Annotated in this window: 11 protein-coding genes and 1 tRNA gene; 7 read left to right on the forward strand and 5 right to left on the reverse strand. The window is 38.5% G+C overall.

Going from position 1 to position 14,029, the window contains the following annotated elements; translation table 11 throughout:
• Position 1: 1 nt before the first annotated feature.
• From CVS86_RS02520 to CVS86_RS02540, 5 genes are read left to right on the forward strand one after another with little or no spacing between them, the layout of a single operon-like run.
• Positions 2-1,492, forward strand: a complete 1,491-nt coding sequence (locus tag CVS86_RS02520; protein ID WP_107790866.1) for a type I restriction-modification system subunit M — start codon at positions 2-4, stop codon at positions 1,490-1,492.
• A complete protein-coding gene (locus CVS86_RS02525) occupies positions 1,489-2,637 on the forward strand; it encodes a restriction endonuclease subunit S (RefSeq protein WP_107790867.1) in 1,149 nt (382 codons plus the stop codon). Before CVS86_RS02520 ends, CVS86_RS02525 begins: the two co-directional genes overlap by 4 nt.
• A gap of 2 nt (positions 2,638-2,639) precedes the next feature.
• Positions 2,640-3,881 (forward strand): haloacid dehalogenase-like hydrolase, encoded by a 1,242-nt coding sequence (locus CVS86_RS02530; RefSeq protein ID WP_199906506.1) that lies wholly within the window; start codon positions 2,640-2,642, stop codon positions 3,879-3,881.
• Between the two features lie 17 nt (positions 3,882-3,898).
• Positions 3,899-6,970: a type I restriction endonuclease subunit R gene (locus CVS86_RS02535; protein ID WP_107790869.1), complete on the forward strand. Its 3,072-nt coding sequence runs from the start codon at positions 3,899-3,901 to the stop codon at positions 6,968-6,970.
• Positions 6,960-7,619, forward strand: a complete 660-nt coding sequence (locus tag CVS86_RS02540) for a M48 family metallopeptidase (protein WP_107790870.1) — start codon at positions 6,960-6,962, stop codon at positions 7,617-7,619. Before CVS86_RS02535 ends, CVS86_RS02540 begins: the two co-directional genes overlap by 11 nt.
• Positions 7,620-7,720: 101 nt before the next feature.
• Here the strand turns inward: CVS86_RS02540 and CVS86_RS02545 are convergent.
• The 5 genes from CVS86_RS02545 to aspS all read right to left on the reverse strand — a co-directional run bounded on the left by CVS86_RS02545 (position 7,721) and on the right by aspS (position 11,535).
• Positions 7,721-7,797 (reverse strand) — tRNA-Ile (locus CVS86_RS02545).
• A gap of 124 nt (positions 7,798-7,921) precedes the next feature.
• On the reverse strand, positions 7,922-8,440 hold the full coding sequence (gene ppa / locus CVS86_RS02550) for an inorganic diphosphatase (protein ID WP_004317619.1): 519 nt from the start codon (positions 8,438-8,440) through the stop codon (positions 7,922-7,924).
• A 69-nt stretch (positions 8,441-8,509) separates the two neighbouring features.
• Positions 8,510-8,839: a NirD/YgiW/YdeI family stress tolerance protein gene (locus CVS86_RS02555; protein WP_265094619.1), complete on the reverse strand. Its 330-nt coding sequence runs from the start codon at positions 8,837-8,839 to the stop codon at positions 8,510-8,512.
• A 113-nt stretch (positions 8,840-8,952) separates the two neighbouring features.
• Entirely contained in the window at positions 8,953-9,522 is a 570-nt protein-coding gene (locus CVS86_RS02560) for an adenylate kinase (RefSeq protein ID WP_107790872.1), read from the reverse strand.
• Positions 9,523-9,777: 255 nt separating this feature from the next.
• A complete protein-coding gene (gene aspS / locus CVS86_RS02565; protein WP_087580965.1) occupies positions 9,778-11,535 on the reverse strand; it encodes an aspartate--tRNA ligase in 1,758 nt (585 codons plus the stop codon).
• Between the two features lie 92 nt (positions 11,536-11,627).
• On the opposite strand from aspS, the gene CVS86_RS02570 reads away from it, so the two are divergent.
• Together CVS86_RS02570 and CVS86_RS02575 are read left to right on the forward strand one after the other, a co-directional pair.
• Positions 11,628-12,503: an NAD(+) kinase gene (locus tag CVS86_RS02570; RefSeq protein ID WP_103601905.1), complete on the forward strand. Its 876-nt coding sequence runs from the start codon at positions 11,628-11,630 to the stop codon at positions 12,501-12,503.
• Positions 12,496-14,016: an AAA family ATPase gene (locus CVS86_RS02575; protein WP_199906507.1), complete on the forward strand. Its 1,521-nt coding sequence runs from the start codon at positions 12,496-12,498 to the stop codon at positions 14,014-14,016. Before CVS86_RS02570 ends, CVS86_RS02575 begins: the two co-directional genes overlap by 8 nt.
• The last annotated feature ends 13 nt before the right edge of the window (positions 14,017-14,029 follow it).

Raw genomic sequence — 14,029 nt, forward strand, 5'->3', positions numbered from 1 at the left:
GATGCAAAAGACCACTCAAGATACCATAAATAACGTAGTTTGGAAGGCTTGCGACACGTTTCGCGGCACAATGGATGGAAGCGACTATAAAGACTATGTCTTAACGATGCTTTTTGTTAAGTATCTATCTGATTTTTATAAAGAAAAGCTTGAATTGCTAAGAGCCGAATACGGTGACAAGAACGAGAGGATCGAAGCAAAGCTAAAGAAAGAGAAATTTAAGCTTGATGAGAGTTGCACCTTTGAGTATCTTTTGGCACACAAAGAGGCGGTAAATTTAGGCGAGATAATGAACAAAACGTTAGAAAAGATCGAAGAGGACAACAAAGATAAGCTTGAAGGTATCTTTAGAAGCATCGACTTTAATAACAAAAACAAGCTTGGCGACACAAAAGAGAGAAACGCTATCTTGAAAAATTTGCTCGAGGATTTTAGCGACGCTAGGCTAGATCTTCGCCCATCTATGCTTGAGGGCAACGACATAATAGGCGACGCATACGAGTATCTTATAGCTCATTTTGCGAGCGACGCTGGCAAAAAGGGCGGAGAGTTTTACACGCCAAGCGAGGTTTCGGCGCTTCTTGCAAAACTGGTTGAACCAAAAGAGGGCGATATGATCTACGATCCTACCTGCGGTTCTGGCTCGCTTCTTATCAAGGCTTCAAAAGAGGTCGGTAGCAAAAATTTCCGCCTTTACGGACAAGAGAAAAATGGACAAACTCACGCACTTTGCAAGATGAATATGTTTTTGCATGAGATAAACGACGCTGTCATTGAGTGGGGTGACACGATCAGAAACCCGCTTCATCTACAAGACAACCTTATAAAGACATTTGACATAGTCGTGGCAAATCCACCCTTTAGCCTTGATAAATGGGGTGCTGATTTTGCTGGGAACGATCCTTTTATGAGATTTGCTAGCTATGCTTTACCGCCAAAGAGCAAGGGCGACTACGCATTTGTCGTGCATATGATAAAAAGCTTGGGCAGTAACGGCAAAATGGGCGTCGTACTTCCGCATGGAGTGCTATTTCGCGGGGCAAATGAGGGCAAGATCCGCCAAAAGCTGATCGAAGAAAATTTACTAGATGCCGTCATCGGACTACCGGCAAATTTATTTTACGGCACGAGCATCCCTGCTTGCATACTCGTTTTTAAGAAAAACCGCGCAAACGAAGATGTGCTATTTATCGACGCTAGCAAAGAATTTGAAAAAGGCAAAAACCAAAACTCGCTAACCGAGCAAAATATAAAAAAAATAGTCACTACCTATAAAAATAGAAGCGAGATAGAAAAATACTCCCACTTAGCAAACCTTAGTGAGATAAAAGAGAACGACTACAACCTAAACATCCCTCGCTACGTCGATACATTTGAAGAAGAAGAGCTTGTGGATATCGAGGCTACAAAGGCTGAGATTTCACGCCTAGAAGCCGAGCTAAAAAGCGTTCAAAGCAAGATGAGCGAGTATCTTGCGGAGCTTGGGCTATGAGCGAATTTAAAAATTTACCGAGCGGATGGAAGGTCGTGAGGCTTGGAGAAATTTGCAATGTTAAACAAGGATTGCAAATCCCTATATCGGAAAGATTTTGTGAAAATGCACAAAATAGATATTTTTATATAACAAATGAGTTTTTAAAAGAAAAATCGGAAGTCAAGTATTATATTGAAAATCCTCCAGAGAGTACTATTTGTTTTTGTGATGATATATTAATGACGAGAACTGGTAATACGGGCATGGTTGTCACGAATGTTTTCGGTGTTTTTCATAATAATTTTTTTAAAATTGCATATGATAGACAACTTATTAAAAAAGAGTATTTTGTTTTTTGTCTTACTGGATCAAAAATACAAAGTGAAATTTTAAAAAGAGCCGGGAGCTCAACAATACCAGACTTAAATCATAGTGATTTTTTAAGTATAAAAATTCCGCTTCCGCCACTAGACGAGCAAGAAAAGATAGCAGAAATTTTATCTACTTGGGATGAGGCTATAAATTTGACTATAAATTTGATAGAAAGCAAAAAACAGTTTAAAAAAGCTCTTATGCAAAATTTACTCACAGCCAAGATCCGCTTTCCCCAGTTCAAAGAAAAGTGGAAAGAAATAAAGCTTGGTGAAATTTGCGAAATACAAACTGGAAAGTTAAATGCAAATGCTATGATACAAGGCGGAAGGTATAAATTTTTTACTTGCGCAAAAGAGGTTTTTGAAATAGATGATTACGTATTTGATACAGAGGCTATTCTTGTTTCAGGCAATGGAGAAAATGTAGGGTATATACATTATTTTAATGGTAAATTTAATGCGTATCAAAGAACGTATGTGTTGGATAAATTTACAGAGAATATTTTATTTATAAAATATTTCTTAGAATTTGCCCTTAAAAGAAAAATAGAAATAGAGAAAAAGGATGGAAATACGCCATATATAGTCTTATCAACGATATTTGGTTTTATTGTAAAGCTTCCAAATTTAAAAGAGCAACAAAAAATCGCAGAGGTTTTAACGGCTTGCGATGATGAGATAAATTTACTAAATTTAAAGCTTGAAAATTTGAAAAAACAAAAACAAGGCTTGATGCAAAAACTACTAAAAGGAGAAATGAGAACATGTTATGTGAAAAAAGCAATGTAATAATGGCAATCGCATATGATTTTGACGGAACACTAGCAAGAGGCAATATACAAGAAAATTCTTTTATACCAACAACACTATGTATAAAAAAAGAAGATTTTTGGAACAACGTAAAGGAACTATCTGAAGAAAACAATATGGATGAGATATTGTCATACATGTATTTGATTGTGAAGAAAGCAGATGGTGCTGGTGCAAAAATTACAAGAGAGGAGCTTAGCAAACACGGTAAAACTGTTAAATACTTTAACGGTGTGGAAGAGTTTTTTGAAAGGATTAATGATTATGCTGCACGAAAGGGGATATCGATTGAGCATTATATAGTATCATCAGGCACCAAAGAAATGATCGATGGAACGACTATAGCGAATAAATTTAAAAATATTTATGCGTCATCATTTATGTATGATGAATACGGCAAACCGACTTGGCCAGCTTTGGCAATTAACTATACGACAAAAACTCAATATTTATACAGGATAAGCAAAGGAATTCTTAACGCTTGGGACAATAAACTAATTAATAAATATATACCAGAGAATGAAAGACGTATTTTATTTGAGAATATGATATACATAGGTGATGGAGAAACCGATGTTCCAGCTATGAAGTTACTAAAAACTAATGGTGGAACTTCAATTGCTGTTTATGATGAAAATAAAGAGACTGCCAAAACTCTTTTGGAGCAAAATAGAGTTAATTATATTGCTAAAGCTGACTATACTGACGGATCGGAGATAGATGCTATTATAAAATCTACGATAGATAGAATTAGTTTAAATTTAACAAATGGAAAATTGCAAATATATAATAAGCAAAATACTGCAGAAATAAACATACAAAAATCCAATAATCAAGTAAGAGATAAACAATATTATTTAGGTGTTCTTAAAACGGAAGGATTTAAATTAGAAGATACTAACAAGGCGAATAAAATATATTTAAAAAAATATTCATGGGATGACCACGGATATCAAACCTCGTTTTATATATGGAATAATGGAAATTATATTGGGACAGCTAAGATAGCGAAACTAAGTCAAAATAAAAAAGAGCATACTGCAGATTTACTGGAGAAGAATTTTGATAAGTTAGATGATGATTTTTTCTCTGTTATACGCTTTAAAAAAGATGAGATAGATGAAGAGACTAAAGAGGCATTGAGGTTTTTATTGAATGATATTAGTAATACTAATAAATACGATAATAATGAAATTGTAAAAAAATCTTTAAAGAGAAGTTAGCCAAATAAGGATACCAAATGATCCCAGATACTTCAGAAAATAAGATCCAGCAAAACAGCATAAATTTACTTCAAAGCTTGGGCTATAAATTTATAAGCAGAGAGGAAAATTTAAAACTTCGCGGCGGTAAATCAAGCGAGGTTTTGTTTAGGGAAATTTTAACCAAAAAGCTTGGTGAGATAAACGGCTATGAGTATAAGGGCAAGAGGTATAAATTTAGCCAAAGTAATGTCTTAAAAGCGGTCGATGAGCTAGCTGGGGTATCTTTAAACGAAGGGCTAATGGTCGCAAACGAAAGGATCACAAATTTACTCTTACTTGGCACCAGTTTGGAGGAAAATTTAGAAGATGGGACGAGGAGGAGCTTCTCTTTTAAATTTATAGACTTTGAAAATTTACAAAATAACGACTTTTACGTAACGGAAGAATTTGAAGTAAGCAGAGTAAGCCAGAGCGACGCACAAAAACACAGAAGACCCGATCTTGTGCTTTTTATAAACGGCATACCAATAGTCGTGATCGAGCTTAAAAAATCAAGCGTGAGCCTTGAAAATGGCATAAAGCAGCTTGAAAAAGAGCAGGGCAAAGATGAGATAGCGCACCTTTTTAAATACATCCAGCTAACTATCGCGGCAAACGGCAGTGGAGCAAGATATGGCACAACTGGCACGGCGTTTAAATTTTATAGTGTGTGGAAAGAGCAAGACGAAGCAAAAGAGAGCTTAAAGAGCTTGATAAATGGTAGAGAGGTGAGCGCGCTTGATATGACGCTCTTTGCGCTACTATCTAAAGATAGGCTGCTAAGGCTAGTTAGGCACTATATAGTGTTTGATCAAAAGATGAAAAAAGTTTGCAGATATCAGCAGTTTTTCGCTATCGAAGAGACGCTAAAGAGAGTATCAATGATAAAGGACGGCGTAAGAGCGGGCGGACTCATCTGGCATACACAAGGAAGCGGCAAGTCGCTCACGATGGTGATGCTAACAAAGCTTTTAAAGCAAATTTATATAAACTCAAAGATCATCGTAGTAACTGATAGGATAGATCTAGACGGGCAGATACACAAGACCTTTGAAAACACGGACGTAAAAGCAGGACGAGCAAGTAGCGGAAGCGATCTGATAGAAAAGCTACAAAGTGGCGTTAGCGTGATAACTACGCTTGTGCATAAATTTGAAAAGGTGCAAAACCAAAAGGTAGTGATAAGAGATGGCGATATATTTGTGCTAGTAGATGAGAGCCACCGCACGCAAGGCGGCAATCTGCATAAGGCTATGAAAAAGGCATTGCCTCTTGCTTGTTATATAGGATTTACTGGCACGCCGCTTTTAAAACGTGAGAAAAATAGCTTTGCGAAATTTGGTGGAGAAATTCATAGATATACGATAGATGACGCGGTAAAAGACGGAGCCGTCTTGCCGCTACTTTATGAAGGGCGATATGTGGGTCAAGAGGTGCTAGACCCTGAGGGGCTAACTAGGAAATTTGATCTCATATCAAGAGAGCTTGGCGATGAAGCTAAGAGGGACTTGCAGCAAAAGTGGGCGAGGTTTGAGCGTGTGGCATCAAGCGAACAAAGGCTGGAGCTAATAGCTGTGGATATAAATGAGCACATTAAAAAGACTTTGAAAAAAAGTGGCTTTAAGGCGATGCTGGCAACGCAAAGAAAATATGACGCTATAAAATATCATAAGATATTTGAAGAATTTGGAGAGATAAAAAGTGCTTATGTGATATCAAGCAACGAGCACGAGGAACTTGAGGGTGGTCATAAAGAGTATGTCGCAAAAGCGTGGCAAGAGACTATAAAAGACTATGGCAGCGAGGAGGCGTATCTAAAGTACGTAAAAGACGAATTTATTTATGGCGACGAGATAGACCTGCTTATCGTCGTGGATAAGCTTTTAACTGGATTTGACGCGCCGAGAGCAAGCACGCTTTATATAGATAAACAGCTAAAAGAGCATAATTTGCTCCAAGCCATAGCTAGAGTAAATAGACTTTATGACGGAAAAGATTATGGATATATTATTGATTATAGAGGGCTTTTAGGCGAGCTTGATCAGGCGCTTACTAGCTATGCGTCGCTAAGTGGCTTTGACCCAGAAGATATAACTGGAGCTGTGATAGACGTAAGAAGCGAGATCGTAAAGGCAAAGACCTACTATACTCATCTGGACGATCTTTTTAGTAGTGTGAAATTTAAAGACGATCTGGAAAGCTACGTGGCGGTTTTAGAAGATGTGCAAAAACGAGACGACTTTAAAGAGTGGCTATCACAGTTTGCTAGGGCGTTTAAGCTAGCGCTTTCTAGCGAGAAAATTTCCGATATCTTAAGCGAAGAGGAGATCAAAGTTTATAAGCAAAGGGTTAAATTTTATAACGAGCTAAGAAAGACTGTGCAACTAAGGTATCACGAGGCTTGCGACTTTGGCAAATACGAAGCGCAGATGCAAAAGCTGCTCGATACTTACGTAAATGCACAAGGGGTCAATGAGCTTACGAAGCTCGTAAATATCTTTGAGACAGAATTTGACGATGAGGTGCAAAGGGTCGAGGGTAAAAACGCAAAGGCTGATACGATCATCAGCGCCGTAAGCGCGGTGGTAAAAGAGAAAATGGACTCAAATCCAGCGTTTTATAAATCAATAGCGCAACAGATACAAGATATCATCGACGAGTACAAGGCAAAAAGGCTAAGCGAAGAGGAAAAGCTTACCAAAGCAAAACTGCTAAAAGACCTAATAACTGGTGCTTTAAAACCAAATGAAGACAGGTATCCAAAAGAATTTAATGGTAAGAAAATTTTGTTTGCCATTTATGATAATTTGCTTGACATTTTAGGCGATGTGGGGCTTATGGATGTCGAGGTAGTAGCTAAAAATTTGAGCGTGAAATTTTATGAAATTTATGAAAAAGCCTCAAAAAAACCAGAATGGCACAAAAATAAAGACGTAGAAAACGAGATAACAAGCCAGATGGAGGATGCTCTTTGGGATGTCGAGGACGAATACAGCGTTTCTATCGATGAGAAGGAGAAAATTTACCAAACTATCCGAGGCATAGGGATAAGCTTTTATGTTAAATGAGGTGAAAATCATCAAAAAAGAGGTGAAAAATATCACCTTAAAAGTTAGACCAAATGGCGAAGCGATCCTAACTGCGCCAAAAGCCGCAAGCGATGAGCATATAAAATTTATCATAAAAAAAAGAGCTAAATGGATAGCACAAAAGCGTGCGTTTTTTGCCTCATTTAAGACGCCCAAAAAAGAATACGTAAGCGGCGAGGACTTTAAATATCTTGGGCGAAGCTACCGGCTTAAAGTCGTGCAGTCTAAAGAGGAGCGTGTAAGGCTGCAAAGAGGTTATCTGGAGCTCTTTGTGAAAGATAAAAGCGACCTAGAGCGAAAAAGAAATTTGGTCTATAAATGGTACCACGAAAAGGCGATGCTATATTTTTTTAATATCTTGCAAGAGTCTAACAAGATGGTAAAACAAGATATCAAAAGCGTAAAAATAAGGCAGATGAAAACAAGATGGGGGAGTTGCAACCCATATAAATCATATATAAATTTAAACATAGAGCTTATCAAAAAACCAAAATCGTGCATCGAGTATGTCGTATTTCATGAGCTTGCTCACCTGCTGTATCCAAATCACTCAAAGAAATTTTATGACTATCTAGTGCTTTATATGCCTGATTGGCAAAAACGAAAGGAAATTTTAGAAAGAGCTTAGAAATTTTGGCTTAAATTTTGGGCTATTAAACATTTTTTGTATTTTAAAACCTAAGAAAAAGTTATGAAAAAGTTTTGATTTTTTAATGTTGATAAAGTAGCTGGTGGGTTCACCAGGACTCGAACCTGGGACCATCCGGTTATGAGCCGGATGCTCTAACCAACTGAGCTATGAACCCGCAGTTGAAAGAAAATCGTATTATACAAGAAAAAGCTTATCTAAATATAAAAAATAGTCTTTTTTATGTGGAGTGTAAAACGAATAAATTTAAAAAGAAAAAGCCCTAAAATAGGGCTTATAAATTATTTATAATTTTTTATCGCAGCGTCTAAAATCTCTTTTGCAGCATTTGCATCTTTAAATTCTTTCACCTTAACCCATTTGTTTGGCTCAAGAATTTTATAAGTTTCAAAGAAATTTTTGATCTTATTTAGTGTCGCAGCTGGCAGGTCTTCGTAGCTTTTTATCGCCTCATATCTTGGATCGATCTTTGTAACTGGCACAGCCAAAAGCTTCTCATCCATGCCTGCTTCATCCTCCATCACTAAAACGCCTATCAAACGGCAAGGGATAACGCTACCAGCTTGGAGTGGGTACTCGTTTAGCACCAAAATATCAGCCGGATCGCCGTCAGCTGCAAGTGTGTTTGGCACAAAGCCGTAGTTTGCTGGGTAGAACATCGCTGAGTAAAGCACGCGATCAACTACGACTGCACCGCTATCTTTGTCGATCTCGTATTTGATATTTGAGCCATAAGGTATTTCGATTACGGCATTGATTTTGTCTGGGTTTGAGCCAAATTTGATCTTTGAAACGTCCATATATTCGTCCTTTGTGTTAGAAATTTTCGTGATTTTAGTATTTTTTGCATTAAATACTCGTAAATTTAACTACTTTACAACCTCTACGCTATCGACATCGATCTTCGTTTTTGTAAGCTCTTTATCCACCTCGCCTCTTATCCTTAAAGGCGTATCTTCGTTAGCTGTTACATTGCCCCACTTATTATTGTCAATCTCAACAACGATAGTATCGCCATTTTTATCGGCAAATTCATATTTGTCTGATTTGATGTGTGACTTTATCTTGCCCTCAAGTACGACTTTTGCGTCGTCATTTAGTTTTAAAGCTTCTTTTACGCTTATAACATTTTCGCTTTTGTGATTTGAGGCAAAGCCTCCAGCCATTGCGATGCTAGCAGCCAGTGAAGCGATAAAGATTTTTTCATTTTTATCCTTTTTGGTTGGTTGTTAAAATTAAAGGATATTATATTTTTGGTGTTAATAAATGGTAAGTTTTAAAACCTTGCACCTTTTGATGCAAGGTTTGTGAATTATAGAAGTTTAGCTAGTAAATTTTTGATGTCAGCTACGATCTCGTCGATGCCACGCTCACCATTTACCACGTGAAGTAGCTCTTTTTCGCTGTAAAATTTACGGATAGGTTTGATCGGATCAAGATAGACTTTCATACGGTTGTTAAAGACTTCGTTATTATCGTCAGCGCCTCTTGCACGGCCTAGCACTCTAGCTCTTGCCACATCTTCGCTGACATCTACTTCGATGACACCTTTTAGAGAAATTTCATCTTGCTCGCTTAAGACCTTGTCAAGCTCAGTCATTTGCTCAACGCTTCTTGGGTAGCCGTCGATTATGATGTTTAATTTGCTTGAACTTTTGATAGCTGAGACGATCGCATTTACGACAACGTCAAGTGGGACCAAATTTCCTTTTGAGATAAAGCCGTCTATCAGCTTGCCAAGCTCGCTACCACTTGCGACTTCAGCTCTTAAAAGATCGCCAGTTGAAAAGTGTGCAAATTTCTCATCATGCTGTGCGATGATCGATGCATCTGTTGTTTTGCCGCTGCCTGGAGCGCCGATGATTAAAAATAAATTCTTCATTTTTTCCCTTTTATTGCCTTTGTCTTTTGAGCGCTTTTTGCGGAGCTAGTAAAATTTAGCTTGATGAACTAAGTGTTCTATCTGCGCAAAATTTTACGTCGCAACCACAAAAATCATCTCAAACTACTTAGGCAAGTTTTGATTTAATTAGCCGCCAAGTTGGAGGCATCTTTTTATAAATTTAAATTATTAGGATGGAATTTGTCTAAGAAAAATATTTAAAGACAAAATTCCATCTCTTTTTAAAGGCAAATTTTAAGCCTTTTGCTCTTTTTCTCTTATCCTTAGTCCTAACTCCCTAAGCTGTTCGTTGCTAGCGTAGCTTGGTGCCTTTGTGAGTGGGCACTGAGCGCGTTGTGTTTTAGGGAATGCTATGACGTCGCGGATCGAGCTTGCTTTATTTACAAGCATATTTAGTCTGTCAAAGCCGATCGCGATACCACCGTGTGGAGGCGCACCAAATGTCAAGGCATCAAGTAAGAAGCCAAATTTCTCACGCTGCTCGGCTTCATCTATACCAAGAAGCTTAAAGACTTTTTGTTGGATGTCGTTTTTGTGGATTCTTATACTTCCGCCACCAAGCTCAAAGCCATTTAGCACGACGTCGTGAGCGATAGAGAGGATATCTTCAAGATCAGGCTCGTCTATATTTTTTGGCATTGTAAATGGATGGTGCATCGCAGAGTAGCTGCCGTCGTCATTTTGCTCAAACATTGGGAAGTCAAGCACCCATAAAAACTCAAGCTTGTCTTGATCGATTATACCCATTTGCTCAGCCAAGAAAATTCTAAATCGTCCCATATAATCAAGCACGATTTTTTTCTTGCCAGCACCAAAGAATACGACGTCGCCAACCTTTAGCTCACATCTTGAGACGATCTCGTCAAGATCGCTTTGCTCGAAAAATTTGCAAAGCGGACCTTTTAAGCCATCTTCTTTCATTTGGAAGTAGCCAAGGCCTTGTGCGCCAAATTTACGTACAAACTCCTCAAATCTATTCATCTCGCGCTTACTAAAGATATTGTCGCCATTTGGCACTTTTAGCGCTTTTATGCGGTTTTTCTTCTTATCTTTTGCGATAGAGCTAAAAATTTCATTACTTGAGCGCTCAAAAATATCGATCACATCGATCATTTTTAGATCATATCTAAGATCAGGCTTGTCCGAGCCATAAGTCTCAGTCGCCTCTTTGTAGCTCATGCGCCTAAATGGTGTTTTGATGTCGTATCCGCAGGCTTTAAAGATATCTTTTAGCATTGTCTCAGCCATATTTATGATATCTTCTTGCTCGACAAAGCTCATTTCGATATCTATTTGAGTAAATTCTGGTTGGCGATCAGCCCTTAAGTCCTCGTCGCGGAAGCATTTTGCTATCTGAAAATATTTATCAAAGCCAGAACACATCAAAAGCTGTTTAAATAGCTGTGGGCTTTGTGGTAGCGCATAAAACTGGCCCGGATACACGCGGCTTGGCACTAGGTAGTCTCTCGCACCTTCTGGAGTTGCGCGTGTTAAAACTGGAGTTTCAAACTCGATAAAGCCCATTTTATCGAGGCTGTTTCTAGCTGCGATAGCTGCGCGAGAGCGCATTTTAAAGATATTTTGCAAGCGCTCGCTTCTAAGGTCTAAAAAGCGGTATTTTAGCCTGATGTCCTCATTTACGCTCTCATCGCCTATCATAAATGGTAGTGGCTCGCTTGGATTTTCGATGATCAGCTCGCTTACTATCACCTCTATCTCGCCAGTTTTTAGCTTTGGATTGGTTAGTCCTTCGCCCCTAGCTCTTACTTTTCCTTTTGCTTTTAAGACATATTCATCTCTTACTTTTGCAGCCACGTCGTGTGCTTCTTTGCTGTCAGCAGGGTCACAAACTAATTGTATAAGCCCGCTAACGTCTCTTAAGTCGATGAAAACAACGCCACCGTGGTCTCTATATGTGTTTGCCCAGCCACAAAGTATTACTTCTTTGCCGATATCAGCTTTGCTAAGATCGGTGCAATAATGACTTCGCATAAAATGCTCCTTTGCAATGTTTTTTAGGCAATTATAGTCGCTTTTTTCTTTTGAAAAGCTTTGTTAAAATAAAATATGTTACAATCATTTCTATGAAAAATGAACAAAAATTTAATACCACAAACGCCAAAAAAGTGGGACTTATCGCGAAAGATTATCCATTATTTAAGCAGGATTTAGCAAAGCTAGAAAAAATTTTAAAAAAGTATAACGCAGAAATTTTGCTTGAAAAAAGCTGTGCAAAACAGGTAGAAAAAAGTGGCTTTGAGCTGATAAAACTAGCCAAAGAGTGCGAATTTCTTATCACGCTTGGCGGCGATGGCACGATCATCTCAACTTGCAGAAAGCTAGCTCACATCTCGCCACTAATCCTAGGCATACACGCTGGCAGGCTAGGCTTTTTGACAGATATAACGATAAATGAGAGTGAGAAGTTTTTTAAAGACTTTTTTGATGATAAATTTGAGGTAGAAACGCCTTTTATGCTTGATGTGACGCTTCATAAAAATGATGGCAAAACTGAGAAAAAGATAGCATTTAACGACGCGGTCATCGTTAGTAAAAATGGCGGCTCGATGACGCATATCGAGGCACTTTTAAATGAAAAGTATTTTAACTCATATTTTGGAGACGGCGTCATAGTGGCGACACCTGCTGGCACCACGGCTTATAACATGAGCGCAAATGGCCCGATTATATATCCGTTAAGCGAGGTCTTTGCGCTAACTCCCATCTGCTCGCACTCGCTCACGCAGCGTCCAGTCGTGCTTACGAAAAATCACACGGTTAAATTTAGAACAAATAGCGACGCCATTTTAGTCATAGACGGACAAGACCGCTTTGATATGAGTAAAATTTCAGCCGTCAGCATGAGTCTGAGCGAGAAAAAAGCGAGGCTGATACGCCATATTGGCAGGGATTATTTTCAAATTTTAAAAGAGAAACTTCACTGGGGTTATAATGATTGATCGAATTTTGATTAAGGATTATCTAAATTTTAAAAATGTTGAGCTAAATTTCAAAGAGGGTCTCAGCGTATTTACAGGCGTTAGCGGTGCTGGTAAGTCGGTGCTGATGAGCGCGATAATGGCCGTTTTTGGGCTAAAAGATAGCGAGGCAAGGCTAATTGAGGCTGACGTGGAGCATAAATTTGAGCTTGATGAGTTTGGCATAGAAAACGAAGAGGTCAATATTTTCAAGCTTTTAAAAGATAAGAGCACGAGATATTTTATAAACCAACAAGCCATCTCAAAGAAAAATTTAGCCCAAGTGGCGCGCGAGCACATCAAATATCTCTCGGCAAAAGAGGCAAATGAATTTGAAAATGAGAAATTTCTAAATTTGCTTGACAGGCTTGAAATTTCAAAAAATGAGAAATTTAAAGAGATAAAGCAAGAATTTGAAGCGGCGTTTTTAGAATTTTCTAAAATTTCAAAAGAGCTAGCCACTATAAAAGAGGAAGAGAAAAAGGTCGAGGAGCTAAAGGAGCTTGCTAGCTTTGAGATCGAGAAGATAAGAAGTGTCGGGCCTAAAAAAGGCGAGTTTGAAGAGCTTATGGAGACTAAAAAGAGGCTTAGTAAAAAAGATAAGATAAATGAGGCGTGGGCTAGGGCTGAGCGGATATTTGAGCTAGAGCACAGCGTAAATGAGGCGCTAAGCATCAGCGACCTTGACAACGGCTTTTTTGAAGATGCGATGAACGAGCTGAGGGTCGCAAGAGATAGCCTAAATATGGAGGAGCTTGACGATATCGACGTAGAGAGCGTGCTTGATAGGATAGAGGCGCTAAACGCCATTATTAGGCGCTATGGCAGCGAGGAGGAGGCGTTAGAAGCGCTTGCTAAAAAAGAAAAAGAGCTTGCTAGATATGAAAATTTAAGCTTTGAAAAGAGCGAGCTTGAGAAGAAATTTGAAATTTTAAGCAAAAAGGCAAATGAGCTAGCCAGCATTTTAAGCAAGGCAAGGAGCGTAAATTTAAAAGAGCTTGAGGCTATGATAAATTTATACTTAAAAGAGCTTTATATGCCAGATATTACGCTGAGTATTGAGGCTAAAAAGCTTGATATTTTAGGCGCTGATGAAATTTGTTTAAATTTAAACGAGACCTCGCTTAAAAATTTAAGCTCAGGCGAGCTAAACCGCTTAAGGCTGGCCTTCATAGCTGCCTCTAGTGAGATCACAAAAACTGGCGGTGATGTCATAATTTTAGACGAAATAGATGCAAATTTAAGTGGAAAAGAGGCGATGAGTATCGCAAATGTCTTGCTTAAGCTTGCAAATTTTTATCAAATTTTTGCCATTTCGCACCAGCCGCAGCTTAGCTCAAAGGCAAATTCGCACTTTTTAGTAGAGCGTCACGACGAGAGCTCAGTCGTAAGAGAGCTTGACAAAGAGGAGCGTGTAAATGAGCTTGCGCGTATGATAAGTGGCGAGCATATCAGCGAAGAGGCGATAAATTTTGCAAAAGGACTTTTAAAATAGCTTGAAATTTAAG

It is taken from the genome of Campylobacter concisus (assembly GCF_003048605.1).
GTDB classification, from domain to species: Bacteria; Campylobacterota; Campylobacteria; order Campylobacterales; family Campylobacteraceae; genus Campylobacter_A; species Campylobacter_A concisus_BM.